Raw genomic sequence first — 24,792 nt, forward strand, 5'->3', positions numbered from 1 at the left:
AGGCCCGGGCCTCTGGCGCCCCTGTGGAAACCGGGGGCTCAGAAACCCAGCGCAATGGCGACGCCGGCGGCCAGCACGCCCATGACCAGGACCCCGGCGACCAGCACAGCCAGATCGGTCCGCCGGAACGAGCGGGCCACCATGGCCAGGGACGGCAGGCTGACCGGCGGCAGCGTCATGAGCAGTGCCGCGGCCGGGCCGGCGGCCACGCCCGCCGACAGCATGGCCTGGATAATAGGCACCTCGCCCGCGGTAGGGATGACGAACAGCATGCCCGCCACCGCGGCGCCCAGTATCCACAGCACGCTGTTGTCGACGCTGGCGCCGATCATCGGGAACAGCCAGGCACGCGCGGCGCCCAGCACCAGCACGAGAATCAGGTATTCAGGCAACAAGCGCAGCGTCATGCTGAAGAAAGCACGAGCCCAGCGCCGCAGTATGGCCGCCGGGCTCATGTCCTGCCCGTCGCTCGATGCCTGTTCGTCAGCCCCGGCAGGCACGTCCACTGTGGCATTGCTGCCCCGGTTCATGCGGTTCAGCACCCAGCCCAGGCCGATCACCATCACCAGCCCCAGCACCAGGCGCAGCCCTACCCATCGCCATCCGAGCACGAAGCCCATGAATACCAGGGTAGCCGGGTTGAGCATGGTGTTGCCCAGCCAGTAGGCCGCCGTGCCGCCGGGGGCGGCCTGGCATTTGCGCAATCCATTTATCACCGGGGCGGAGCAGCACGTGCACATCATGCTGGGGATGGACAGCAGGCTGCCCGTCATGACGCTGCCCATGCCCAGGCCGCCCAGCCAGCGCTTGATCCAGTGTCCCGGCAGCAAAGCCTGCACCGCGGAGCCCAGCAGCAGGCCGAGCAGCAGGGCTTTCCAGATTGCCAGCCCATAGGTCACCGCATAATCGAGCGCCGCCCGCAAGGAAGGGGCGGGCACGGCGCCATCGGCGCCGGTCAGGATTGAACGGCCGATGGAGTGAGTATCGGCCGCCACGAAGGCGCGGCCGTAATACGGCGACCACTTCACATAGAACAGGCCTGCCAGCGCAATGAGCACGAAGACGGCGATACCCCAGGCGGGGTGCGGAGAGCGCCGGGAAGGCAAAAGATTGTTCGTCATGGTGTCCGGTGTGTATGCTTGGGATAAGGCAGCATTTGCTGTTACCCGTAGTTTATTGCAGCTTGTCCGGGGGGCAATGATATGCCAGGGCATCCGGACATGGGCACGAGTTGCGCTTCCGACGCAGTAATCTGTCGATTCTCGATATCCTCTAAGATGCTGCCTGGCGAGTTTGCCGCTGGCAGGCCGCAACACCGGACTCTTCATGAAAAAAACCGATCTCGAAAAGCAGAAAGCCCTGAAACTCATGGGCAAGCTCAATGCTGCCACGCCGCCGGGCCGCTATGCCGGCGCTGCCCCTGCTGTGGATCGGCGCGAACAGCGCCGCCTGGACCAGGCCGCAGGCCTGGTGTCCTTTCCCGTCAAACTGCACCAGCCATTGATTTCGGCCTTGAATGCCAAGGCGCAGGCGGACGGCATCAGCGTCAACGAACTGGTGAACAAGCTGCTGGCCGAGGCGCTGAAGGCTTAATCCATGAATATATGGGTCGATGCCGACGCCTGTCCCGCCGTCATCAAGGACATTCTGTATCGGGCGGCGCAGCGATCGCAGCAGCCACTCACCCTGGTGGCCAACCAGATGCTGCGCACGCCGCCGTCGCCTTTGATCCGGGCCGTCCAGGTGCCGCGAGGATTCGATGTGGCGGACGCCTATATCGTCGAGCACGCGTCTACCGGAGACCTGGTCATTACCGCGGATATTCCCCTTGCGAGCGAGGTGCTGCGCAAAGGGGCGCTGGTGCTCAGCCCACGCGGCGAGCGCTACACCGCCGACAGCATAAACGAGCGCCTGTCGATGCGGGACATGATGGAAGAATTGCGCAGCGCTGGCGTCGATACCGGCGGCCCGCCGGCTTTCAGCCAGGCGGACAGGCGCGCATTTGCCAACGCCTTGGACCAGGTATTGCAGAAGGTGCTACGGGCAGACGCTGCCGGGCGCGGTCGATAGACAGGCTGGGTTCGAGGAGACCGGCAACTGCGGTTCTCCCCATACCCTGGACACGGCATTTCCCGACTCTGGCCGGTCCGGGCAATATCAGGCCGTCTTTGGAAGCCATACATCGCGCTCTGGCGAGTTCCGCTATCGCGCCAGCCCCTGTTTCCAAGGGGCGTTAAGATGCCACCTTAAGGTTTAATCAAAATGAAGCAAGAACTTGTACTTCACCGGATACAACTGCCCCCCACGATCCGGAAAACAGACGTGTCGCGCTTGTAAGGGGCGGCGCGCCGGGTTTTGGGGCGGCTATGGGTTTAGCTGCCTTGCCTTGAATTGCGGCGCAAACCCTGACTATCTCCAACTGCCTTGAATATCTTCAAAACTTAATATGACAATCCCCAACTCTTCTCTACCGGTCAGTGTCGTAACTGGCGCCGCGCGCGGCATCGGGCTCGCAACCATTCGATGGTTTCTGGCTCACGGCCACCAGGTGGCTATGCTCGACATCAATGCCGAGGAACTCACAAAAGCCGCACTCGAATATCAAGGTGACGAGCGCGTACTTGCGCTGCCCTGCGACGTGTCGAACCCCGAGCAAGTGCAAGAGACCATGGCGCGGATCGAGGCGCACTTTGGCCGCATCGATGCGCTGGTGAACAATGCCGGCGTTGCCGTGTTCAAGACCTTGGGCACGACCTCGTTCGAAGAGTGGCGCTACGTGATGGCGACAAACCTGGATGGCGCCTTCCTCTGCTCGCAAGCCTGCGTACCCGTGATGTTAAAGAACGGCGGCGGTTCAATCGTCAACATCGCGTCGATCTCGGGGTTGCGCGCCAGCACCTTGCGCGTTGCCTATGGCACCAGCAAGGCCGCGCTCATCCACCTTACGCGCCAACAGGCGGTTGAATTCGGAACCATGGGAATCCGGGTCAACGCAATCGCGCCGGGGCCCGTCGAAACCGAAATGGCCAAGCAAGTCCATTCGGCAGCAATCCGGGCCGACTATTACGACAGTATTCCGCTCGGTCGCTATGGCACTATGGAAGAAATTGCGTCGGCGGTCGGTTTTTTGTGTACACCGGACGCCAGCTATGTGAATGGCCAAGTGCTCGCCGTCGACGGCGGATTCGATGCGGCAGGCGTCGGCTTGCCGACTCTGCGCCGTGAGGCCGGCGGACACTAAACTGGAGCATTCCGCGCGCCCGGCATCGATACGGTTTCCGGCGCCAGCCCGTCGCTGCGGCTAGCCAGTTCGACATCCTCTTCCAGCAAGAATCCCTGCTGGCATAGATGCTCGGCTGCACATGTCAAGGCCGCATGAAGGGCCGATTCATCAGAACGCAGGGCAGGCGGAGATTTCCGGGAGCCCTGGCTCGATGCCTCGCCAGCCGCCTTCTGGAACGGGATCATGCTTCCGGCAAACAGGTACATGGCGCCTTCGCCCTGGCCGGCGCCACGCAGGTTCCAGCCCGTATAGGTAGCGCGTGGAACCTGCAGTGCCGGAGCCCTGATGCCACCTGTTTCGTTGCCATTGTCATCCACGGCAGGGACGAGCACTGCATACGCATCGGCAGCAATGATGCGCGGCGGCTGAATACTCAGGATGCCCTGCTGCTCATTGGGGCCGAAGTCCAGCAATGCCAGTCGATTGGGTGCCGTGGGCAGGGCATGCGCCCCGATGTCCGGATATTGACGGCGCCACGCTTCGTATTCCACCAGCGTACCGTCGCTGCGCTTCGGGTAAAGGCTGGGCGGCGGCAAGGTGCCCATGCCGGCCCAGGCATCCAGGGCATCGAGCATGGGCCTCAAGAAATAGGTGGACGGCAGGGCGTTGACCGGCAGTTGGCATATTCCCTGCGGCACGGGCGCTGCAGCCACCGGTGCCGCATGCTGGGACGAGCACACATGATATATGCGCACGCCGGCAGGCTGGTCGAGGTCCTTGCCTCGCGTGTCAGTGTGTACCAGGGATGCATGCCGCTGCCAGTACTCACTGGCAGTCTGCACATGCATCACCAGGGGGTCGGTTTCGGCATGCCGCAGAATCGCGTCGCTCTTGCCCGTGTTGTGATCGGTGCAAGGCGCGTAGGAAAAGGGGAAGCGGTCGGCGCTATTGAAATGTTCTTCATACTGCTGCCCGCCCATGGCGGACCCATTGGCAAACCGCTCGGCCAGGGTGATTCGTCCTGCGCCTGAGCCATGCACCAGCACCCCGTCATACAAGCGCTTGCCGGTCCCGTCATCGTTGTAGCCGCGATAGATGAACTCGCGCAGTGCCCGCGCCGACTGGGAGTGCCCCCAGCCATAGACCCGGGCCAGAGACCCTGCCAAGGGGTTTTTATCCGGATTCGGTTCGCGCCGTAGAAACGCGATAAATTCGCGCACGGCAGCAAAACCCAGGCCCAATACGCGTGGATCCCGAGCGTCGTACACCAGCTCATAAATCCATCCCGGTTCGAAACCTCCGTCCAGGGAGAGATATTCATCATCGACAAGGGCCCAGCACGAAGAGTCGATGCGCTGCGGCGGGTCGCCGGGATATCGCCGGCGCACCAGGCTTGCCCGGGATGGATCTCGGCCTGCAGGGCGCGCAGCCATGGTGCATGCCGAGCCGCCTAGCGGCAACATGGTAATGCCGGGTTCCTCGACAATGAACTCGCGCCGCACAAGCCCCGTCACCGCCGGACTGGCGTGTACAGACGGCACATCGAGCAGCATGCGGCCATCCCCAGGGAGCAAGTCGCCTTGCCATGCAAGCCAGGCAAGGGCGTAGCCGCGTCGAAACAGAAAACCGTTACCCGCATCGGCCGGGGTGGCCGGCTCATTGGACAGGAGCGCATCGTTGAACCAGCCCAGCGCCAGTTTATTGCCACGATTGCACCACTCAAACAGCAAGCGATGATTGCCCCGAGCGGCCGTCATTGGGCACAGAATGGTGAAATCGCCGGCAAACCGGATCAAGCCATCTTTGCCGGGGGCGAGCAAATGCAAGTCCGTTAGGCTTGCATAGCCGGGATCATGGGGGTCTATGGCGAAACAAGCGCGCCCGACGATTTTCTTATAGCTGCCGCTCTGCCCGAACGGCGTCCTGCCTGCGAAATCGGTCGAAGCATGGACATCCAGGCTGACATGGCATCCTGCAGGCATGATGTTCCATTCCAACGCTATACGACGGCGGGCGCATGCAGGTGCTCGTACACGTCGCGCATGACCTGCCCGAAGTCGGCGCCGGTACGATCCCGTGGGCGGGGCAACGTGACTTCCATATCGGAAACGACTCGGCCGGGCCGGGCGGACATGACTATGATCTTGTCGGCGAGGAACACGGCTTCCTGCACCGAGTGCGTGATGAACAAGATGGTGGTGCCCTGGCTTTGCCAGATACGAATAAGTTCCGCTTGCATCATTTCCCGGGACTGGGCATCCAGGGCCCCAAAAGGCTCGTCCATGAGAAGTATGTCCGGCGAAGTGGCCAGCGACCTGGCAACCGAGGCGCGCTGATACATGCCGCCGGACAATGTGCTCGGCAAGGCATCTTCGAACCCCGACAAGCCCACCAGCTCAATGAACGAGCGTGCAATTTTCTGGCGTTCGGCGCGCCCCATCCCACGGGCCGCAAGCCCGAACTCGACATTTCCCTGGACTGTTCTCCAGGGAAATAGCGACTGGCCCTGAAATACGACCCCTCGTTCCGCCCCCGGGCCCTCGACCGCCTTGCCGCCCACGAGCACCTGTCCTTCGTCGGCGGGAATAAGCCCCGCAATGATGTCGAACAAGGTGCTCTTTCCGGAACCGCTGGGCCCGACTATGCAGCAGAAACTTCCTCGCGGCACATTGAACGATGCCCCCTCGAGCGCGCTGACTTCGCGTCCGCCCGAAGTTTTCCATGTCTTGTAGACATGATCGATGGATATATCAAGCACCAAAGCTCCCCTTCAACAAAGTGGCGCGAACAGGAAATCGACGCAGCTTCATATGGCTGTGAGCGTTCCCGGCAGGATCCGCCGGCCCAGCCAGGACAACAGCTGATCGGAACAGAAGCCAAGCACACCAATGATGATCATGCCTGCCATGACATCATTGGTGGCCAGGAACTGGCCGGAATAATTGATGAAATAGCCGATACCCGAATTCGCGTTGACCATCTCTGCCGCCAGAATGGCCACCCATGAAAATGACAGCCCGAGACGCATGCCGACCACGAGGCTGGGCCAGGCCGCAGGCAAGGTGATCTGCCACAGTATCCGGCGCGGAGACAGGCCGAATGTATGCGCGACCTTGACATACAGATCAGGAACCGCGGCAATGCCCGCACGAGCCTGGAACACGATCACAAAGAAGGAGGCATACCAGGTGATGAATACCTTTCCTGTTTCGCTGAGTCCGAACCAGAACGCCGCAATAGGCACCCAGGCGAACGGGATCACGAAACGCATGGAAATCAGCAAGTAGCGCAGGCTGCGGTTCACGAAAGGATTCATTGCAAGCACCACGGCAATGAACACCCCCGACAAGGCGCCGAGGATAAAGCCCGCCAGAACACGCCCGGTACTGATCCCGAGGTCGGCCCAGACCACGGGCGTCGACAGAAGCGCTACCAGCCGGCCGGCGACGTTCGCGGGCGACGGCAAGATGACGGGCAGCGGATTTGCCACCAGCACGATGCCTTCCCAAACCACCAGCACCAGAAACAAGCCGACCAGGGCAGGGTAGTGGCGCAGTGAACCGCTGGCTAGCCAATCCGCTCGCCGCGGCCGGACAGGCTGCGGAGCCGGGGTTTCCAGGCCGCGACCCTGCACCGTGCCGTGCGACGCAGGCGTCGAGTCCAGGGAACCGGTTCGATGTCGCACCATAATATTATCCATGGGAAGCCGATGCCTCCGGGAACTTCAACAGCACTCGGCGGCACGCCAACAGGAACAGGCTGTTCAGGGTCATGCCGACCAGGCCGATCAGCACCATATAAGAGATGACCCCCGTGGGATCGAACTGGTTCGCCGACGCCAGCATCTGATATCCGACGCCATGATTCGCCCCCACCATTTCCGCCACGATCACGCCGCCCCAGGCGGTCGACAAGCCGTACTGGGCCCCCAGCACGACCCCCCTCAGGCTTGCAGGCAAGACCACGTTGGAGAGCAAAAACCACCGGGACAGTGTAAAGGTGCGGCAAACGTTGAGGAACACCGGAGGAATGTGTATGACGGCGTCATATACATTCAGGAAAATCACGAAGAAGGTCACCACGAACACGATGAGCAGCTTGCTTCCCAGGCCTATCCCGAACCACAGGACAGCCAGGGGAATCCAGGCGATGGGGGAAATAGGCCTGAGCAAATCCACCACGGGGACCAGCATCCGGCTGAACAGGCGCAAGCGGCCCGCCGCGATCGCCAGCGGTACCGTAATCAGCAAGGTGAGAGCCCAGCCCAGCAGCGCCCGTTGCAGGCTGATCGACAAATCGGCCAGAACGGATCCGTCGGCCACGCCTTTCGCCAGGGCAAGCGCTACATCCAGCGGCGAGGAAATGACGCCCCGCACCACCGGGTCTGCGGCGCCGGCCGCCTGCCAGCCGATCAGCAACAACACGGGAATCCAGACTGCAGCAAGGATGTTCCCCAGTTTTGGGACCATGCCTTGCGCAGACCGGGCTGCGGGGGCATTGAGTGCCGGCGTCACTTTGCTCCTGTCCTCCCTGCAGCTTGTTCCTTTTTCAGCGCCTCTTCGGAAAACTCGGGGTGGATGAAATTCTTGATGAATTTCTCTTTGTCCAGGTCGTTGGCCTGGGAAATCAGCCCCGCATTCTGGATGAGATTCAGCATGCTCTTGATCACCTCCGGATCCGGCCTGATATCGGTGGGATACGCGTCATAGCCCTGCTTGATGATGTAGGCGACATGTTCGGGCGAGATGTGCGCCGCCTTGGCCATGAGCTCATACCCTTGCTCGGGCGACTTGTGCAGCAAGTCGAAATACCTGATTTCGGCGCGCAGCACGGCGATCACCGCATCGGGATGGGCTTGGGCAAACTTGGAATTGACTTCCCAGCCCTCGCCAACCCAGGGCCCTTTTCCGCCTATGCTTGCATGGAACTCGGGTGTTGCGGAAATGAGCAGCTTTCCTTTGCCCTGTTGCAGCACCTGGCTGGTAAAGGGAGGCCAGGCAAAAAAGCCGTCGATCGACCCTTTTTCAAGCAATGCGGGCATGGTGTTCGCAGGCGTGGAAATCAACCGCAGGTCCCTGACTGTCAGGCCGTTCTTGGCCAGAGCGGCAACCAACAGGGCATATTGCTGGGAGCCGGGGCCGGCCGTGGAAATGGTTTTCCCTTTGAGATCGGCCACTTTCGATATGCCGGATTTCTCGGAAACAACCAGTTGGGAACTGTTCAGCTCCGATGTGCCGACCAGCCAGACGTTGGGCGCCTTGGTGGCCAGAGCCATCTCGGGAGCCAGCCCGGCAGCCTGCATGTCTATGGAACCCGCGACCAATGCAGTGGATGATGCGCCGGCGTTCTGGAACGTGGTCCATTCCACCTTGTAGCCTTGCTCTTCGATCCACTTTACATACTTCAGGGGCGTTGCGCCGGACAAGCCCTGCTGCACGCCGATACGGATGAGCTTTTGCGCTGAATCGGCCGCCCGGGCCTGCCCGGCAGGCGCCATCTGCGTCGCCAAAGCTACAACGGCAACCGCCCCGAGGCGCCAAAGACGCCCGCGAAGCGATGCCTTCATGACAGCCCGAAATGGCCGCTGCGGCACGCTCTTGCCGTGTCCGGCAAAACCGCCACCGCCGCCTGGCGTCAAGAAATATTCTGAATGAGGCGCCGCGTCATTCGATGCGCCCGGAAAGGTGAAGCTTGTCTCACACACTGGAGCCATGATTTGTCCCCTTATGCTCCTCCTGCGGCGATTCTAGCATCGAGCAATCGCCCAGGATGGTCTGTTTTCCATGTCCAAATCCAAAGGTCTGTTCTGTCGGATCGTTACTGAGGCATATCGATGTCTCCTTCGAAACCTGCACTTCCAGTTGTCAAAAATTCCTCAGGCCGGGATGGCGAGCTTGAGGCGCTGAACCTTGCCCGAAGGCCCCCTTGGCAGCTCATCGACCACGACGAACTTGCTGGGCGCCTTGAAATTACCCAATTCTTTCACGCAGTGGCGGCGCAGGTCTTCGCCGTCGAACACGGCGTTCTCCCGCAGCACGACATAGACGGCGATGTCCTGCCCATAATCAGGATGAGGCATGCCGACCGCGGCGGCATCCAGCACGCTGGGATGCTTGACGACGGCCTCGTCGATTTCACGCGGCGCAATGTTCTCTCCCCCTTTTATGATCAGTTCCTTCGCTCGCCCGATAACGTAAAAATATCCATCCTTGTCCTGGTAGCCGATATCGCCGGTCCGCAACCAGCCATCTTTCGTAAAGGCTTCTCGCGTGCGTTCCGGGTCCTTGTAATAACCCGGCATGACGTTCTTTCCCGAAACAATGATTTCTCCACGCTGGCCGATTTCGACAGGATTGCCATCGTCGTCGACAATTCGCGCCTGCGTACCGGAAGGGCGCCCGACACTGCCCGCCTTTCGTTGAGATTCGGGAAACGGATTGCTGAAGACCGGCGCCGCGGTCTCGGTAAGACCCATGGTTTCGATGATGCCGACTCCGAAGCGACGCTTGAAAGCCCGCAAATGCTCGGGTGGAAGCGCCGACGATGCAGATCGGCAGAATCTGACGGCACCAAGATCAGCCTCCTGCGCGCCACGCTGATCGTTCAACAAATAGGCGACCATGGTGGGCACGACATTGATCCAGGTACATTGGTAGCGCGCGACATCGCGCCAGAACCCCGAGACCGAGAAATGGCTGGTCATGATCACCGTCCCGCCGTGCACCAGCGGAGCAATCAGGGTGACTACCAAGCCATTGATATGGTAGAGCGGCAGCGAGCCCAACACTCTGTCCGTTTCCGACAGCAGATGCTCCCGGGAAAGATTTTGTGCGCTCGCAAGCAAATTCCCGTGCGTCAGCATCACGCCTTTCGGTACGCCTGTCGTGCCCGAGGTATACATAAGCAGCGCATTGCTGGCCGACCCGACACGGTGCAAGGCCTCGACGTGGAGGTCGCCTGCACGGATATCGCCCTCCTCAACGAGCATTTCAGCATCGACGACCTGCAATGCAATATTCCTGCCCAGGTCCGAAAGCGGTGCATGCAACTGTCCCGCCAGCTTATCCGTCGTGAACACCAGCCGGGTGTCGGAATGAAGCAGGACATGCCGGAGCTGGGATGGCTGGCAAAGAAGGTTGATGGGGTTGGCCACGAAGCCCAGCGCCATGATTCCCAACAACAGCGTGGCCGTACTGGCGCCGTTGGGCATGTAGACCGACACGGTATCTCCGGGCCGGACTCCCAGCGACGACAGTTTTCGGTCTAGCCAGAGGCATGTACGCAGCAGGCCCGCATACGACAATTCCTTGCCGCTTTCCGCGCACACGTAATAGACCTTTTCCGGGCAGTCTTGCGCCCGCAGCGTGACGAGATCGCCCACGGAATCCGCCTGCATCATCATCGCCCGTACTTCCTGAAATAAGTACCAAGCAAATCGCCCTCGCTTGGGGTATTCGCCACGATAGGGACGGACACCCTGGTCAGGTTCTGGAACTGGCGGTAGTGCATGTTTTCGGAAAAATTATTGCCGCCCCAGGTACCGCAGCCCATGGACAGCGAGAACGGCAGGCCGTTGTCGAAATTTCCCCCTGTGGCAAAGCAGTGGGACTGGTTGACGATCACGCGCGATACCGGCAGTGTTTCCCCAAGTACCAGCGCACGCTGTTTTTTGGCGGAATGCAGCCCCACGGAATGGCCTGCCCCCATATAGCCGTAGATCGCCCGCACCGTGTCCCGCGCCTCGTTGAAATTACGAGCCCGGTATATCGTCAGGACAGGAGACAGCTTTTCGCCGGAATAGGGATATGCCTCGCCAATCCCGGTTTCGGTCACCAGCAGGAACGTGGGGGCCGGCTGCCTGGCGGCGATCCGATCCAAGCCGGCCTGCAGCACGAGGGAGCCCGCATCCTTGCCCACCACGGACGACGACAGTGTTCCTTTCGGCCACATGGCCTTTTGAAGCCGGCTCTTTTCATCCTCGTCCAGCAGCACAGCGCCGCACGCCTCCAGCGCATCGAGGGCGGCATCATAGACAGCGTCGAGAATCACCAGGTGGTTTTCCGAAGAACAACTGGTTGCGTTGTCGAACGTCTTGGATCTGGCAATCTTGCGGGCCGCCTCCTCGATATCGGCAGTTTCGTCAATGATGGCCACGACATTACCCACGCCGACGCCAAAGGCCGGCGTCCCGCAGGTATAGGCCATGTGGACATTCGAACGCGACCCCGTGGCCACGACGAGATCCGCCTGGCGCATCAGTTCGGCAGTCGTTTCCTTGTTGATCGGCGCAGGCAGCACCTGGACCAGATCGCGGGGCAGGCCACAGAGATCGAATTGTTCGTATATGAACTCGAGCAGCAGCATGGCGGTTCCAACGCCCTTCGGAGACGGCGCCACGATCACGGCGTTGCCGCATTTCAACGCATTTATTATGTTGTTGGCGGGCGTTGCCGACGGATTGGTGGATGGTGTCACTGCGGCGACGACGCCCACCGGCCGGGCGATCTCTGTTATGCCCGTGTTGCGGTCACGAGCAACGACGCCTGTAGTCTTGACCCCATGCAAGTCCCGAAGCAGGCCCAGGGTCTTGCGGTGGTTCTTCAATATCTTGTCGGGGACATTCCCCAAGCCGGTGTCCTTGACCGCCCGTTCCGCCAGCTGGCGATTCCTGGACGGCTCGAGGATTGCCCAGGCAACCGCGGCGACTGCTTCGTCCAGTACTTCCTGCCCCGCTTTCGCATAAGAAACCTGGGCGGCTCGCGCCCGCTCGATCAATGCGCCGACGTCCTGCGAAACTTCGCTCTTCGGCGGCATCCGTGTTGTCCCACACGCCATGATGCCCTCTTGGATGGCCTACTTACATGCGCTCCAAAGTACCTCGACGGGCCTGGTCTCTAGTCCCGATATTTGAACTTTTCATGACGTATCCGCCGGCCAGACTAGGAATATTCAATTTTCGGGACTAAATTTGTGGAATCACCGCCCGTGCTGCAGCGAAGCATGGGGAAAACGGCCCACCATGGAAGCACGATCGATGTCTTCGACAAACGCCAATGCCGCAGCAATTCGGGCATTCCGCATCCTGGAAATCATTTCGGAAGCACGGGAACCACTGTCTTTGATGGAGATCGTGGAACGAATCGATTTGCCGAAACAAACCGTGCATCGGCTCATCAAACAGCTCGAATGCGCCTGGATTGTGACGCGCAACATGCCCGACCGCCGCTATGAGTGTTCTTCTCGCGTACGGAACATGGCTGTCCACATGCTGATGGGGGCTGGCCCCGCAGCCGCCAGGCGGGCCATCCTGCAGCAACTGGTGGAAACCGTGCAGGAAACCTGCAACCTGGCCATATCGAGCAGGGACGACATCGTCTATCTTGACCGTGTGCAGGTAAATTGGCCGCTGCGCGTCCAACTGAACCCAGGTTCTCGCGTCCCTTATCACTGCACATCCAGCGGCAAGCTCTTGCTGAGTTTCCTGCCGCGTTCGCAACGAGAACACCTGCTGAAGAAGCTGCCCCTGCGCGGCACGACTCGCCAAACCATCACCGATCTCGACAAGCTGCGCCAGGAACTGGTCGAAGTCCGCCGAAAGCGCGTAAGCACCAATAATGAAGAATACATGACCGGCATCATCGCCATCGCCGTCCCGGTCATGCTCGACCGCTCACGCGCCTGCGCGGCCGTTGCCATTCAGGCTCCGGCCGAGCGTACGACCATAGAAAAGCTCATGACGCACCTGGAACCGCTACGGGACGCAGCGAACCAGATAGCAGAAACGTTTCGCTAGAATTTACTTCAGGCGTGCGAGCCGGTATGGCGCACACCGTCAGACCGTGATCAGCTTCTGCTCCCCCGGTTTCATTACCGAGACCTGCACCGAGGGCACCACGTGCGAGGCGGCCTGGCGGTATTGCTCGCCCGCCTCGACACCGAGCACCAGCCCGTTGTGCGCATAATGCACGGGGATGGCATGGGAAACCCCGACCCAGGCGCTGGCCTGTGCCGCGTCCTGCGGCCCCATCGTGAAAGGTCCGCCGCCCACGCACACAACGCCCAGGTCGGGCTTATAGCGTTCGCCGATCAAGCGCATGTCGCCGAAAAGGTCGGTGTCTCCGCTCAGGTACACACGGACGCCGCCGATGTCGAGTATGAAGCCGGCCGCTGGATAGCAGCACAGGTTGCTATGCAGTGCGGGGATCAGGTGCGCCACCATCTCGCCGTGCCGCGACACTCCCCCAAAGTTCATCCCCGCTCCACCGTTCACCACGATTTTCGAGGGCTCCAGGCCCGCCTTGCGAAACTTCGGCACCAGGCCTAGGTCGGAGCGCATCATGTCGCTCTGCCCGCTAGTCTTGACCGGCAGGCCGGCGTCGCTCAGCGCTTTGAGCATCTCGAAGTAGTCGCCCATGTGGTCGCCGTGGTCGTGAGTGAGCAGCACAAAGACCGCATCGGGCTTCTTGCTCGCGACATAGTCGGCGAATCCCTTGGCGCTGGCGTATTCGGGCGGCTTTTTCACGCCGAAACGATCCCAGCCTGCGTTGTTCCAGATCCACGCGTCGCCATACGCAATCTGCTTGTAGTCGGGCGTGGCGATTTCCGTGACGCCGCCGCCCAGCCAGCGCACCAGCAGCTTGCCGCCGGTACGTGCGCGGGTCGCCGTCGCCCTGTGCTCGTCTTTCGGCGCTGCAGAGGCGGTGCTTGCGAGCGCGATCGCTCCACCCAAGGAGAAGCCTCCGCGAACGAAATCCCTGCGTCGGCGGCCGTCGTCGTCCAGTTCCTGTTCCTTCGGTGTGATCTGCGCATCCATGTCGTCTCCTTGGACTAGTGGCCGGTCATTTTGCATGATCTCCGCCCCGCCGGGGTCCGGCCGAGGCCTCCCGCGTAGCTTGATCGTCACCGAAGTTGCTCGGGGAGCAATACCCCGATGGCGCGGATTACTATAGCGCCAGGGGGCCTTGATTGGAAGATAAACCGTAATCAATAAAAAGCCGCCAGAAATCCTTCTGGCGGCTTCAGACTGCTGACAAACCCTCCCCCAAAACGGAGGGTTTGTTCATAATGGAGGCATGTTAAGAGCCCCGACTGCTTACCAGCATGAGCTGGAGATGGTGACGCTGGAATCGCTGGTTCCCTCCGATCACTTGGTGCGCAAGATTGCCGCGGCGATCGACCTGGAGTTCATCCGGGAGCGCGTGGCCCATCTATATTGTGCGGATAACGGGCGCCCGGCCTTGGATCCGGTGCTGTTGTTCAAGCTGCTGTTGCTGGGGTACTTGTTCGGCATCCGCAGCGAGCGGCAGTTGATACGTGAGGTGCAGGTCAATGTCGCGTATCGGTGGTTCCTGGGGCTGCGTCTGACGGACAAGGTGCCGGATGCGTCGACCCTGAGCCAGAACCGGCGACGCCGGTTCGCCGACAGCGGGATTTATCAAGAGATCTTCGATGAGATCGTGCTGCAGGCGATGGGCCGAGGCATGGTCGATGGCCGAGTGCTGTACAGCGATAGCACCCACCTGAAGGCCAGCGCCAACAAGAACAAGCACGACATCGTGCCGGCTGAGCAGGCGCCTGCGGCCTATCTGGCCGAGCTGGAGGCCGCGGTGGGTGCGGATCGCCAAGCCTCGGGCAAGAAGCCATTGAAGGCGCGCAAGGATGACCACAATGAGGGAGGCTCGGGCGATGCGAGCTCAGGCAAGACCAAGCAGGTCAAGGTCAGCCGCACCGATCCGGACAGCGGCTATATGGTGCGTGACGACAAGCCCCGCGGGTTCTTTTATCTGGACCACCGCACGGTCGACGGCAAGCATGCGATCATCACCGACACCTACGTCACCCCGGCTAATGTGCACGACAGCCAACCGTATCTGAAGCGCCTGGATCGACAGTGCGAACGCTTCGGGTTTGCGCCGGACATGGTCGGGCTGGATGCGGGGTACTTCACGCCCCAGGTGTGTTGGGGGCTGGAGCAACGGGATGTAGCCGGTATCATCGGCTACCGCACGCCGAACCATCGGCCGGGCTATTTCTACAAGCGGCAGTATGTCTACGATGCCCAACGCGACCTTTACACTTGCCCAGAAGGCCAGGAGCTGAGCTATCACACGACCAATCGCCAAGGTTATCGGCAGTACCACTCTGACCCCCGGCAGTGCCAGGCCTGCCCCCAGCGGCAACGCTGTACGCAAAGCGCCAACCCCACCAAGATCGTGATGCGTCACGTCTGGGAGGCAGCCAAGGAGGCGGTCGATGCCAGGCGGCTGACGCAGTGGGGCAAGCGGGTTTATGCCCGGCGCAAGGAGACGGTCGAGCGCAGCTTCGCCGACGCCAAACAGTTGCATGGGCATCGCTATGCCCGCATGCGCGGTTTATCCAAGGTGCTTGAGCAATGCCTGATGGCCGCTACCGCCCAGAATATGAAGAAGATCGCGCTGCTGCTGGCGCGGTTTTTACGCCTCTTGACGGCCCTATGCCACCCCTATCCGAGCCAGTGCGGCCTGTTCAAGCGCGTCAGCGTTTGATTGACTCAGATCCCACCCCAAAATCCCCTGCGCAGCCTGCCCTTAAAAATAAACCCCTGGCTCATAAAAACCAGGGGTTTATCAGCAGTCTGAAGCCGCCAGAAATCCTTCTGGCGGCTTTCACTCGCCTATGCGGTGCAGCCAGTCCCAGGGCGGCTAAGCTTGGTGAATTATCCCTAAATAGGTATAATTAGACAGATGAGAGAATTACTCTGGATCTCGTCTGCCAAGAAAGACCTAAAAGCCATGCCGGACGAAGTGCAGCACACCTTTGGTTATGCGTTGCATCTGGCACAGGCTGGGAAGAAGCACCGGCAGGCGAAGTCTATGCAGGGGTTCGGCTCGGCGGGAGTTCTTGAAATCGTCGAGGATGCGCAAGGCGGCACGTACCGAGCCGTCTACGCGCTCAAGATCGGCGATGCAATCTATGTCCTGCATTGCTTTCAGAAGAAGTCCACGCACGGAATCTCAACCCCGAAGCCGGATATGGACTTGATCCGGGACAGGATGAAGGCAGCGCAAGAGCACGCGCAAAGCCACGGAGCAAAGAAATGATCGAGATTGAAAAAAGCAGCGGCAACGTCTATGCCGACCTGGGCATGCCAGACGCCGAGGCGATGCACCGCAAAGCACTGCTTGCCGCGAAGATTGATGAAACCATCAAGGCCAGGAAGTGGAGCCAGCGGCGCGCGGCCGAGGTGCTGGGCATCACCCAGCCTAAGCTGTCCATGATGTTGCGCGGGCAGTTCCATGGCATCAGCGAAACCAAGATGCTGGACTGCCTGGCCCGCTTGGGCCGGGACGTGACTATCGTTATTGGTCCCGTCCGGCGCAGGACCACGGTCGGCCATGTGGAAGTGGAATTTGCCTAGCGGCGGAGCAAGACCGCTTCGCAGAGCCGGTCTCCTGATCGGACTCCTCATCTGCTTGCTTCCTGGCCCCGGTTCTGGGGCCAAAATCCCCTTCATGTGCAATTAAAAGGCCGCCAGCAGAATCACTGGCGGCCTTGAGACAGCAATAGTTTACAAATGAGAATTACTCTCAAAAGTCACATGTTGGTGTGAACAGAGTCACTTAATGCTGTGTCTGACACCTACTCCCAGCTAAGCGCCCCGCCAGTCTGGTACTCGATAACCCGCGTTTCGAAGAAATTCCGCTCTTTCTTCAGATCGATCATCTCGGCCATCCAGGGGAAGGGGTTTTCTTCCTGGGCGAACAACGGTTCGAGGCCGATCTGCTGGCAGCGGCGGTTGGCGATGAAGCGCAGGTAGGACTTGAACATCGAGGCGTTCAGGCCCAGCACGCCGCGCGGCATGGTGTCTTCGGCGTAGGCGTATTCGAGGTCTACGGCGCGCGAGAACAGGGCGCGGATCTCTTCGCGGAATTCGCTGGTCCACAGGTGCGGGTTCTCGAGCTTGATCGTGTTGATCAGGTCGATGCCGAAGTTGCAGTGCATGGACTCGTCGCGCAGTATGTACATGTACTGTTCGGCGGCGCCGGTCATCTTGTTCTGGCGGCCCAGCGCAAGGATCTGCGTGAAGCCGACATAGAAGAACAAGCCTTCCATCAGGCACGCGAAGACGATCAGGGACTTCAGCAGTTTCTGGTCAGCCTCGGGGGTGCCGGTCTTGAAGTCGGGGTCGGCGATCGCGTTGATGAAGGGGATCAGGAATTCGTCCTTGGCGCGTATCGAGGGGATCTCGTTATAGGCGTTGAAGATCTCGGATTCGTCGAGGTCGAGGCTTTCGACGATGTACTGGTAGGCGTGGGTGTGGATCGCTTCTTCGAAGGCCTGGCGCAGCAGGAACTGGCGGCACTCGGGCGCCGTGATGTGGCGGTAGGTGCCCAGCACGATGTTGTTGGCGGCCAGTGAGTCGGCCGTCACGAAGAAGCCCAGGTTGCGCTTGACGATGCGCCGTTCGTCCTCGGTCAGCCCCGTGGGGTTCTTCCACAAGGCGATGTCGCGCGACATGTTGATTTCTTGCGGCATCCAGTGGTTGGCGCAGCCGGCCAGGTATTTTTCCCAGGCCCACTTGTACTTGAACGGCACGAGCTGGTTGACGTCGGTGCTGCCGTTGATGACGCGCTTGTCGGCCGCGCGCACGCGGCTGGCGGACTGGCTGGGCGCCGCTGCGGCGGCGGCCGGGGCCGCGATGGCATTGTCGGTGCCCGGGGTTGCGGCCCGGATAGGCGCGGCCGCTGGGGCCGGCGCGGGCGCTTGAGCGGGCGCCGCAGCCGGTGTTGAAACGTCTTCTTCCCAATTCAGCATGATGTGTTTCCTGTTCTGTGGGTGTCCCGCGAGGCGGGACACCGGTCTACTTCATTCATTGGCAGGCTTCGCACTCTTCGAAGCCTTCGTCGCCCGGGCGCAGCGTGCACACCGTGCCCACGATCTCGGCCTCGGGCAGCGCTACCGCAGCCTGGGCCGCCGCCGCGGGCTGGCCGGAGCCTGTCGAGACGGCGTTGAGCTCGCCGCCGCGGCCGGTGGATTTCTCGGCGTTGGTGGCGCTGTTGGAGCGCAGGTAGTAGGTGGTCTTGAGGCCACGCACCCAGGCGAGCTTGTAGGTTTCGTCGAGCTTCTTGCCGGATACGCCGGTCATGAAGATGTTCAGCGATTGCGACTGGTCGATCCATTTCTGGCGGCGCGCGCCGCACTCGATGATCCAGCGCGGATGGATTTCGAACGCGGTGGCATAGAGTTCGCGCAGGTCGTCGGGCACGCGGTCGATGCGCGCCAGGCTGCCGTCGAAGTACTTCAGGTCGGCGACCATGACTTCGTCCCAGAGCCCGCGGTCTTTCAGGTCGCGCACCAGGTAGTCGTTGACGACCGTGAATTCGCCCGACAGGTTGGACTTGACGTACAGGTTGCGGTAGTTGGGCTCGATGCACGGCGAGACGCCGATGATGTTGGCGATCGTGGCCGTGGGTGCGATGGCGACGCAGTTGGAGTTGCGCATGCCGTGCTGGTGGATGTGGGCGCGCAGGCTGTCCCAGTCCAGCGTGCTGCTGTCGTCGATCTCGACGTGGCCGCCGCGCTCTTCGCGCAGCATGGCCAGCGTGTCCTGCGGCAGGATGCCGCGGTCCCAGAGCGAGCCCTTGAAGCTGGAGTACGAGCCGCGCTCGGCCGCCAGCTTGCTGGAAGCCCAGTAGGCGTAGTAGCACACCGCTTCGCTGGAACGGTCGGAGAATTCCACCGCCGCGTCCGAGGCGAAGGGCACGCGCATCTTGTGCAGGCAGTCCTGGAAGCCCATGATGCCCAGCCCGACCGGGCGGTGGCGGGCGTTGGAATTGCGCGCCTTGGGCACGGCGTAGTAGTTGATGTCGATGACGTTGTCCAGCATGCGCATGGCGATGTCGATGGTGCGCTGGAGCTTGTCGTGGTCGAGCTCGTAGCCGCCGGCGTCGTTGGGGCGCAGGTGAGCCGACAGGTTGACCGAACCCAGGTTGCAGACCGCGATTTCGGTGTCGCTGGTGTTGAGCGTGATTTCCGTGCACAGGTTGGAGCCGTGCACCACGCCCACGTGCTGCTGGGGCGAGCGGATGTTGCAAGGATCCTTGAAGGTGAGCCAGGGGTGGCCGGTTTCGAACAGCATGGACAGCATCTTGCGCCACAGCGAGACGGCGGGGATCTTCTTGTACAGCTTCAGTTCGCCGCGGGCGATCTTGTCTTCGTAGCCGAGGTAGGCCTGTTCGAAGGCGCGGCCGTACTTGTCGTGCAGGTCGGGGGCGTCGGACGGCGACAGCAGGGTCCACTCGCCGTTTTCCATGACCCGCTTCATGAACAGGTCGGGGATCCAGTTGGCGGTGTTCATGTCGTGGGTGCGGCGGCGTTCGTCGCCGGTGTTCTTGCGCAGTTCGAGGAATTCCTCGATGTCCAGGTGCCAGGTCTCGAGGTAGGCGCAGACGGCGCCTTTGCGCTTGCCGCCCTGGTTGACGGCGACGGCCGTGTCGTTGACCACCTTGAGGAAGGGCACGACGCCCTGGCTTTCGCCGTTGGTGCCCTTGATGTGGCTGCGCAGGGCACGCACCGGCGTCCAGTCGTTGCCCAGGCCGCCGGCGTACTTGGCCAGCAGGGCGTTTTCCTTGATGGCGTCGTAGATGCCTTCCAGGTCGTCCGAGACCGTGGTCAGGTAGCACGAGGAAAGCTGCGAGTGCAGGGTGCCGGAATTGAACAGCGTGGGCGTCGAGCTCATGAAGTCGAAGGACGACAGCACTTCGTAGAATTCGATGGCGCGGGTTTCGCGGTCGATCTCGTTGAGCGCCAGGCCCATCGCCACGCGCATGAAGAACACCTGCGGCAGTTCGATGCGGCGGCCGCGCACGTGCAGGAAGTAGCGGTCGTACAGGGTCTGCAGGCCGAGGTAGTTGAATTGGTGGTCGCGTTCGGCCTTCAGGGCCTGGCTCAGGCGCGGCAGGTCGTATTGGCGAAGCTTGGGGTCGAGCAGTTCGTTTTCGATGCCGGCCTTGATGAAGCGCGGGAAGTATTCGGCGTAGCGCGTGGCCATGTCGGACTGCGAGACTTCTTCGCCCAGCACTTCCTTGCGGATGGTGTGCAGCAGCAGGCCGGCCGTTACCTGGCTATAGGCAGGTTCTTTCTCGACCAGGGCGCGGGCCGACAGGATGGCGGACTTGAAGACTTCGTCGACGGGAATGCCGTCGTACAGGTTCTTGACCGTTTCCTTGAGGATGGCGTCGGTGTCGACCAGGTGCGACAGATTGTCGCCGGCTTCGTCGATGATGCTGCGCAGGTGGGCGAGGTCGAGCGGGCGGGTCGTGCCGTTGTCGGTGACGTTCAGCGTGCTTTGCTGGGCGGGCGCCTGGGCCTGGCCGCTGCGGGCGCGTTCTTGCGAGCGCTTTTCACGGTACAGCACGTAGGCGCGGGCCACGTCGTGCTCGCCGGAGCGCATCAGGGACAGTTCGACCTGGTCCTGGATTTCTTCTATATGGAAGGTGCCGCCGCTGGGACGGTTGCGCACCAGCGCGCCGACTACCTGGGCGGTGAGCTTTTCCACCAGTTCGCGGACTCGGGCCGAAGCGGCCCCCTGGCCGCCATTGACCGCCAGGAAGGCCTTGGTCATGGCGATGGCGATCTTGCCGGGTTCGAACCCCACCACGGCGCCGTTGCGCCGGATGATGTGGAAGTTGTGCCATTGGCCCACGTTGCCGGCGCTCTGCTTGGCCGGGGCGGGAACGGGGGAAGGCGCAGCTTCGGGCCGTGAGTCGGCAATTTGAGTGGTCTGCATGGATGCTCCTGAAAGATGCTGCAGCCCGCCGCGGATGGCGGGCCCAGAAGGGGTTCTTGGCGTGGGTGGCGGGTGAAAAAGACCGCTGTCCGATACTTCAGAAAGTGGATTAAGTCTTTGAACGAAACCACTATATGTAGTGGTTTTCTGTTTTTGTTCTACTAATTGTAGTGGCGTCCGCGCGCCTAGGCAAGTGCAAAAAACACTTGATTTTCTGTCTTTTCGGGGGACGGAAACAGCAGCGTGGCGGCAAGGCCCGTGCGGCGCGGCTCGCGCCATTTTCGGGAGCCGGCCGGGGCCATTATCGTGTTGATGCAAAAAATTGTTAGCGCCGGTTTCCGGGCTCGTCGACCTGGGGGAGCAGGCCCGGGCGAAGGGTATCCGGCGCCCTGAGGCGGCCCTGCGAGACCGGCCGCGGAATGAGGTAGTCGCCGCGAATGGAGGCTGATGCTACAAAGCGCGGAAGTGCCGTGGAGCCTGGCCGCGGAGGGCCGTGACGCGTCCCAGGCTGGGGGCCGCGCCTTTTATCCGGCCATACTTACTGGACCATGCTTGCTGTTTACGGCGGTGGTGTCTACTGCGGCGGGATCTGCGCAGTCTTGACCCATTCCTTCCAGCGCTGCACGTCCTGTTTCACGAAGGCCTGGAAGGGCGCCACATCCATGCTTTCCGGTTGCAGGCCAAGCTTGGCGTACTGCTCGCGGGTGGCGGGGTCGGCGATGGCCTGCTTCATATATTGGTTCATTTTCGCGACGATATCGGCCGGCGTGCCCTTGGGCGCCGAGATCCCCAGCCATCCTTCGACGACGAAGCCCGGATAGGCGCTGGCGGTAGTGGCCACGCCGGGCCAGGCCGGGTTGGGCTTGGCGCCCGTCACGGCGATGGGCTTGAGATTGCCGCCCTGGATCTGTCCCATGGCGGTCAGGTAGTCCACGAAGGCGAACTGGATCAGGCCGCCGCGCAGGTCGGTGAGGATCTGCGTGATGTTCTTGTAGGCGGCGCCTTCGATGCGGATCTTGGCGTAGTGCTTGAGCAGTTCCGGCGGCACGCGCGAGGACGAGCTGTAGTAGCCGAAGAACACCTTGCCGGGCTTGCTGCGGGCTTCGTCCACCAGTTGGGCGAGTGTGCCGATGGGGCTGCTCGGCGCGACCACGGCCACGGTGCCGAACTTGCCCAGCATGCCCACGTCGACGAAATCGCGCGCGGCGTCGTAGGGCAGCTTCTTATATAGGAACTGGTTGGCCGATTGGGTGGAGTTGGTCGACAGCAGGAAGGTATAGCCGTCGGCCGCCGCCTGCTTGACCGCCGTGGTGCCTATGATGCCGCCGGCGCCGGGCTTGTCCTCGACCACGACATTGGCGCCGTATTTCCCGGTCAGGAAGTGCGCTAGCGTACGGGCCGACAGGTCGGCGGCGCCACCCGCAGCCGAGGGCACGACTATGGTGATGGCCTTGGAAGGCCAGGCCGTGGCGGCCGAGCCGGCCGCGGGCAGGCACAAGCCGCCGGCCGCCAGCAGGGTGGTGGCGTAGCGGGCGAGGGATGGGATCGTGGGCATGTCTTCCTCCTGGGCGCGCGGTCGAGGCCGCGCATGGGTTTATGGTCCGGGTCCGGCCCGCCGGGCGCCCCGGCGGCCTGCGGCTCAGTATCGGCCGCCGGCCTCGGCAGTCAGGCTGCGATACCACTCGAGCAGCGCCGTGGCGCTCTGCGCCCATCGGTCCGAGTACATCATACAGTGCGGCTGGCCGTGCAGCACCGCATGCCGCAGGCCGAGGAAATCGGCAATGGCCCGGTCCTGCCCTTCGGGATGCCGGTCGGGGGTGTCCAATTGGGCTTCCAGGCAGACGCCCGGGCAGCGTATCGCAGCGGGGTCCACGGCTACCCGCAGCAGGTAGCGGTCGTTCAGGATCGCGGGGCTTTCGGGCGTGAGCCGCTCGACGATGGGGGTGACGTCGCGCTCGTCGCCCACGGCCAGGAAGCGCCGGCGGATTTCCGATTCCGCCGGCGGCGCCTTCAGGCTGTCCGTCGGGACTTCGGGCAGTGCGCGGGCCCCGGGCAGGTTGCCGGGCGGCGAGGGCGCCATCAGCACCATGGCATGGGCGGCGCCGCGGCTGGCCGCCAGCATGACCGGCAGGGCTCCCATGCTGTGCCCGACCAGCACCAGGGGGCGGCCGAGCGCCCGGCAGGCTTGTTCCAGGTGGCTGCCCAGGGTTGTGATGTCCAGGTCTGTCGCGCCCGCCTGTGCCAGATTGCCGTGCCCCGGCAGGTCTATGGCAAAACAGGATACGCCGCGGCGCGCGAAGTAATCCAGGTAATTGCTGTAGCACCAGGCGCCATGGTAGGCGCCGGCCACGAACAGCAGCGCCGGCGCCGGGGCCGCCGCATCGTGCCCGAAATACAGGCGGCAGCCGGCCACGTCCAGGCTCGGCAGGCGGTCGATGAGGCTGAAGTCGTAACGGGGCGGGCGGCCCGTTGCCGGTGGACGGCCGGGAGCGTGAGGCATGGGCGAATTGGGCGAGAGGGCATCCATGGCTGGCATGATAGGGCCCAATGCCCGATAAGAGAAGCCAATTCGATCTATGTGTGTCGCGTTTGCTACCAGTGCAGGTAGAACATGGCCTTGGCGAGGAACACGATGCCCACCATGTGCAGGAATACGCTGTAGTGGATGCGCCGGAAATGCCGCGAGCGCAGCTTGCCCTTGGCGCTGAGCGTGACGGCGGTGATGAAATGGCCCAGCACACTGAGGGCCAGGACGATTTTCAGCGTAAGCAGGGTGCCGAAGCTGCTGGCAAAAGGGTGCGCCAGCACGTCCCGGTGCTGCCAGGCCATGGCGATGCCGGCCCCGTACAGCACCAGCAGCACGAAGGGCATGAAGCGCCGCGCGCGCTGGCCTATGGCGGTCTCGACTTGTTTCATGGCCTCGGCGGGGACGTGCTTGCGTATGCCTTCGAGCATCAGCACTTCGAAGAAGACCGTGCCTACGAAGATAAATGCGGCAAACAGATGCAGCGTGACCAGTACGGGATAACTCATGCTTTGTTCGTGTCCATGTCGTTTCCGCGGCGCCGGCTGGGCGGCCAGGCCGTGCTCGCACCCGGCCCACATGGCCGGCGCGCGGGGCTTGTGCCTGCGCCATGCCGCGGCGTCTGCGGCTTCCCCATCCTGTCACTCGTCCCGGCCCTTGTCATTGATGCAGATCAAGCAGCCGGCCGCCAAGGCGTGCGGGCGTGTCCGGGCGTCCGGCAGTTCTGCTACGATAACCGGTGCCTGCCGCGACTGTTACCTAAGGCTTCTCGCGATGATTCCTTTATATAGATCCCGCATTCCCGCACTGTGTGCCGGCTCCCTGCTGGCGTTGCTCGCCGGTTGTGCCGTGCACAAGCCCGCGCCTGCACCCGCCGTCAAGCATGCCGAAACCGTGCAGTGCCGGGCCGCGCCGCAGGGCGATGCGCTGATCGGCACCTGGCTCAGCGTGGGCCGCGAAAAAGGCATCGCCGGCCAGTTGCGCACTCTCTTCGTGCTGCATCCCGACGGCACCATGGCCTATGCCGAACAACTGGTGCGCGGCAAGCGGCCGCCCCAGGGCCTGGACGAATCGGGCTGCTGGCATCGCGAAGGGCAGGCATTGGTGCTGCGCACCACGCAGTCCAATGGCGCGGCCGTGGACCTGCACGACCCGATCTACGTCAATCGTTATGCCATAGTGTCGCAGGCCGGCTCGGCCCTGACCTTGCGCGGCCGCGACGGCGTGCTCAAGGCGCGGCGCATGCCGCAGGGCTATCGGCTGCCTTACTGAGGCCGG

The 24,792-nt window shown here is 62.2% G+C and carries 22 protein-coding genes; 8 read left to right on the top strand and 14 right to left on the bottom strand.

Features of this window, described 5'->3' with window-relative positions; genetic code table 11:
- Nucleotides 1-38: 38 nt before the first annotated feature.
- Nucleotides 39-1,106 carry a permease gene (locus tag KVP10_RS10815; RefSeq protein ID WP_217964976.1) on the bottom strand — a complete coding sequence of 356 codons (1,068 nt, stop codon included), beginning with the start codon at nucleotides 1,104-1,106 and terminating at the stop codon, nucleotides 39-41.
- A gap of 220 nt (nucleotides 1,107-1,326) precedes the next feature.
- Between KVP10_RS10815 and KVP10_RS10820 the strand changes: the two genes are divergently transcribed.
- The 3 genes from KVP10_RS10820 (at nucleotide 1,327) to KVP10_RS10830 (ending at nucleotide 3,241) form a co-directional block, all read left to right on the top strand.
- Entirely contained in the window at nucleotides 1,327-1,593 is a 267-nt protein-coding gene (locus KVP10_RS10820) for a hypothetical protein (RefSeq protein ID WP_217964611.1), read from the top strand.
- 3 nt (nucleotides 1,594-1,596) lie between these two features.
- Nucleotides 1,597-2,070 carry a YaiI/YqxD family protein gene (locus KVP10_RS10825; RefSeq protein WP_217964612.1) on the top strand — a complete coding sequence of 158 codons (474 nt, stop codon included), beginning with the start codon at nucleotides 1,597-1,599 and terminating at the stop codon, nucleotides 2,068-2,070.
- A 376-nt stretch (nucleotides 2,071-2,446) separates the two neighbouring features.
- Nucleotides 2,447-3,241: an SDR family NAD(P)-dependent oxidoreductase gene (locus tag KVP10_RS10830; RefSeq protein WP_217964613.1), complete on the top strand. Its 795-nt coding sequence runs from the start codon at nucleotides 2,447-2,449 to the stop codon at nucleotides 3,239-3,241.
- On the opposite strand, the gene KVP10_RS10835 is transcribed toward KVP10_RS10830, so the two are convergent.
- The 7 genes from KVP10_RS10835 to sauS form a co-directional block, all read right to left on the bottom strand.
- Nucleotides 3,238-5,220, bottom strand: coding sequence for an alpha/beta hydrolase domain-containing protein (locus KVP10_RS10835; RefSeq protein WP_217964614.1), 1,983 nt, complete (start codon nucleotides 5,218-5,220; stop codon nucleotides 3,238-3,240). The two genes, KVP10_RS10830 and KVP10_RS10835, sit on opposite strands and share 4 nt — an antisense overlap.
- Nucleotides 5,221-5,222: 2 nt before the next feature.
- A complete protein-coding gene (locus tag KVP10_RS10840; protein WP_217964615.1) occupies nucleotides 5,223-5,981 on the bottom strand; it encodes an ABC transporter ATP-binding protein in 759 nt (252 codons plus the stop codon).
- A 48-nt stretch (nucleotides 5,982-6,029) separates the two neighbouring features.
- Entirely contained in the window at nucleotides 6,030-6,743 is a 714-nt protein-coding gene (locus tag KVP10_RS10845) for an ABC transporter permease (RefSeq protein WP_343218730.1), read from the bottom strand.
- Between the two features lie 172 nt (nucleotides 6,744-6,915).
- The gene (locus tag KVP10_RS10850) at nucleotides 6,916-7,692 is read right to left on the bottom strand and encodes an ABC transporter permease (protein WP_217964617.1); all 777 of its coding nucleotides are present in this window, start codon (nucleotides 7,690-7,692) and stop codon (nucleotides 6,916-6,918) included.
- 41 nt (nucleotides 7,693-7,733) lie between these two features.
- Nucleotides 7,734-8,720 (bottom strand): ABC transporter substrate-binding protein, encoded by a 987-nt coding sequence (locus KVP10_RS10855; RefSeq protein ID WP_217964618.1) that lies wholly within the window; start codon nucleotides 8,718-8,720, stop codon nucleotides 7,734-7,736.
- A gap of 378 nt (nucleotides 8,721-9,098) precedes the next feature.
- Complete coding sequence (locus KVP10_RS10860; RefSeq protein WP_217964619.1) at nucleotides 9,099-10,625, bottom strand: AMP-binding protein; 1,527 nt, start codon at nucleotides 10,623-10,625, stop codon at nucleotides 9,099-9,101.
- Nucleotides 10,622-12,037, bottom strand: a complete 1,416-nt coding sequence (gene sauS, locus KVP10_RS10865; RefSeq protein WP_246600577.1) for an acylating sulfoacetaldehyde dehydrogenase — start codon at nucleotides 12,035-12,037, stop codon at nucleotides 10,622-10,624. The genes KVP10_RS10860 and sauS overlap by 4 nt, the downstream gene beginning before the upstream one ends.
- A gap of 205 nt (nucleotides 12,038-12,242) precedes the next feature.
- Here sauS and KVP10_RS10870 point away from each other — a divergent pair, with 205 nt between their 5' ends.
- Complete coding sequence (locus KVP10_RS10870; RefSeq protein ID WP_246600578.1) at nucleotides 12,243-13,016, top strand: IclR family transcriptional regulator; 774 nt, start codon at nucleotides 12,243-12,245, stop codon at nucleotides 13,014-13,016.
- 39 nt (nucleotides 13,017-13,055) lie between these two features.
- On the opposite strand, the gene KVP10_RS10875 is transcribed toward KVP10_RS10870, so the two are convergent.
- Nucleotides 13,056-14,036 carry an MBL fold metallo-hydrolase gene (locus KVP10_RS10875; RefSeq protein WP_217964621.1) on the bottom strand — a complete coding sequence of 327 codons (981 nt, stop codon included), beginning with the start codon at nucleotides 14,034-14,036 and terminating at the stop codon, nucleotides 13,056-13,058.
- Between the two features lie 259 nt (nucleotides 14,037-14,295).
- On the opposite strand from KVP10_RS10875, the gene KVP10_RS10880 reads away from it, so the two are divergent.
- The 3 genes from KVP10_RS10880 to KVP10_RS10890 all read left to right on the top strand — a co-directional run bounded on the left by KVP10_RS10880 (nucleotide 14,296) and on the right by KVP10_RS10890 (nucleotide 16,619).
- On the top strand, nucleotides 14,296-15,747 hold the full coding sequence (locus KVP10_RS10880) for an IS1182 family transposase (protein ID WP_217964622.1): 1,452 nt from the start codon (nucleotides 14,296-14,298) through the stop codon (nucleotides 15,745-15,747).
- Between the two features lie 198 nt (nucleotides 15,748-15,945).
- The gene (locus tag KVP10_RS10885) at nucleotides 15,946-16,302 is read left to right on the top strand and encodes a type II toxin-antitoxin system RelE/ParE family toxin (protein ID WP_246600579.1); all 357 of its coding nucleotides are present in this window, start codon (nucleotides 15,946-15,948) and stop codon (nucleotides 16,300-16,302) included.
- Nucleotides 16,299-16,619, top strand: coding sequence for a helix-turn-helix domain-containing protein (locus KVP10_RS10890; RefSeq protein ID WP_217964623.1), 321 nt, complete (start codon nucleotides 16,299-16,301; stop codon nucleotides 16,617-16,619). Before KVP10_RS10885 ends, KVP10_RS10890 begins: the two co-directional genes overlap by 4 nt.
- Before the next feature lie 221 nt (nucleotides 16,620-16,840).
- On the opposite strand, the gene KVP10_RS10895 is transcribed toward KVP10_RS10890, so the two are convergent.
- The 5 genes from KVP10_RS10895 to KVP10_RS10915 all read right to left on the bottom strand — a co-directional run bounded on the left by KVP10_RS10895 (nucleotide 16,841) and on the right by KVP10_RS10915 (nucleotide 24,023).
- A complete protein-coding gene (locus tag KVP10_RS10895) occupies nucleotides 16,841-18,016 on the bottom strand; it encodes a ribonucleotide-diphosphate reductase subunit beta (protein WP_217964624.1) in 1,176 nt (391 codons plus the stop codon).
- A 55-nt stretch (nucleotides 18,017-18,071) separates the two neighbouring features.
- On the bottom strand, nucleotides 18,072-20,990 hold the full coding sequence (locus KVP10_RS10900) for a ribonucleoside-diphosphate reductase subunit alpha (RefSeq protein ID WP_217964625.1): 2,919 nt from the start codon (nucleotides 20,988-20,990) through the stop codon (nucleotides 18,072-18,074).
- Between the two features lie 574 nt (nucleotides 20,991-21,564).
- Entirely contained in the window at nucleotides 21,565-22,545 is a 981-nt protein-coding gene (locus KVP10_RS10905; protein ID WP_217964626.1) for a Bug family tripartite tricarboxylate transporter substrate binding protein, read from the bottom strand.
- Between the two features lie 84 nt (nucleotides 22,546-22,629).
- A complete protein-coding gene (locus tag KVP10_RS10910; protein WP_246600580.1) occupies nucleotides 22,630-23,490 on the bottom strand; it encodes an alpha/beta hydrolase in 861 nt (286 codons plus the stop codon).
- A gap of 92 nt (nucleotides 23,491-23,582) precedes the next feature.
- Nucleotides 23,583-24,023: a CopD family copper resistance protein gene (locus KVP10_RS10915; RefSeq protein ID WP_217964628.1), complete on the bottom strand. Its 441-nt coding sequence runs from the start codon at nucleotides 24,021-24,023 to the stop codon at nucleotides 23,583-23,585.
- A 265-nt stretch (nucleotides 24,024-24,288) separates the two neighbouring features.
- On the opposite strand from KVP10_RS10915, the gene KVP10_RS10920 reads away from it, so the two are divergent.
- Nucleotides 24,289-24,786, top strand: coding sequence for a hypothetical protein (locus KVP10_RS10920; protein WP_217964629.1), 498 nt, complete (start codon nucleotides 24,289-24,291; stop codon nucleotides 24,784-24,786).
- Nucleotides 24,787-24,792 lie beyond the last annotated feature (6 nt).

Origin of the sequence: Candidimonas humi, assembly GCF_019166065.1 — a bacterium.
Taxonomy (GTDB): Bacteria; Pseudomonadota; Gammaproteobacteria; order Burkholderiales; family Burkholderiaceae_B; genus Candidimonas; species Candidimonas humi.

Excerpts from the sequence above, each read along its gene's own strand:
- KVP10_RS10855 (WP_217964618.1), bottom strand. The coding sequence starts at position 8,720 with ATGGCGCCTGCCGGGCAGGCCCGGGCGGCCGATTCAGCGCAAAAGCTC.
- KVP10_RS10890 (WP_217964623.1), top strand. The coding sequence starts at position 16,299 with ATGATCGAGATTGAAAAAAGCAGCGGCAACGTCTATGCCGACCTGGGC.
- KVP10_RS10910 (WP_246600580.1), bottom strand. The coding sequence starts at position 23,490 with ATGCCTCACGCTCCCGGCCGTCCACCGGCAACGGGCCGCCCGCCCCGT.
- sauS (WP_246600577.1), bottom strand. The coding sequence starts at position 12,037 with ATGCCGCCGAAGAGCGAAGTTTCGCAGGACGTCGGCGCATTGATCGAG.
- KVP10_RS10870 (WP_246600578.1), top strand. The coding sequence starts at position 12,243 with ATGGAAGCACGATCGATGTCTTCGACAAACGCCAATGCCGCAGCAATT.
- KVP10_RS10895 (WP_217964624.1), bottom strand. The coding sequence starts at position 18,016 with ATGCTGAATTGGGAAGAAGACGTTTCAACACCGGCTGCGGCGCCCGCT.
- KVP10_RS10880 (WP_217964622.1), top strand. The coding sequence starts at position 14,296 with ATGTTAAGAGCCCCGACTGCTTACCAGCATGAGCTGGAGATGGTGACG.
- KVP10_RS10830 (WP_217964613.1), top strand. The coding sequence starts at position 2,447 with ATGACAATCCCCAACTCTTCTCTACCGGTCAGTGTCGTAACTGGCGCC.
- KVP10_RS10860 (WP_217964619.1), bottom strand. The coding sequence starts at position 10,625 with ATGATGATGCAGGCGGATTCCGTGGGCGATCTCGTCACGCTGCGGGCG.
- KVP10_RS10825 (WP_217964612.1), top strand. The coding sequence starts at position 1,597 with ATGAATATATGGGTCGATGCCGACGCCTGTCCCGCCGTCATCAAGGAC.
- KVP10_RS10850 (WP_217964617.1), bottom strand. The coding sequence starts at position 7,692 with ATGGTCCCAAAACTGGGGAACATCCTTGCTGCAGTCTGGATTCCCGTG.
- KVP10_RS10875 (WP_217964621.1), bottom strand. The coding sequence starts at position 14,036 with ATGGATGCGCAGATCACACCGAAGGAACAGGAACTGGACGACGACGGC.
- KVP10_RS10820 (WP_217964611.1), top strand. The coding sequence starts at position 1,327 with ATGAAAAAAACCGATCTCGAAAAGCAGAAAGCCCTGAAACTCATGGGC.
- KVP10_RS10920 (WP_217964629.1), top strand. The coding sequence starts at position 24,289 with ATGATTCCTTTATATAGATCCCGCATTCCCGCACTGTGTGCCGGCTCC.
- KVP10_RS10900 (WP_217964625.1), bottom strand. The coding sequence starts at position 20,990 with ATGCAGACCACTCAAATTGCCGACTCACGGCCCGAAGCTGCGCCTTCC.
- KVP10_RS10905 (WP_217964626.1), bottom strand. The coding sequence starts at position 22,545 with ATGCCCACGATCCCATCCCTCGCCCGCTACGCCACCACCCTGCTGGCG.
- KVP10_RS10915 (WP_217964628.1), bottom strand. The coding sequence starts at position 24,023 with ATGAGTTATCCCGTACTGGTCACGCTGCATCTGTTTGCCGCATTTATC.
- KVP10_RS10885 (WP_246600579.1), top strand. The coding sequence starts at position 15,946 with ATGAGAGAATTACTCTGGATCTCGTCTGCCAAGAAAGACCTAAAAGCC.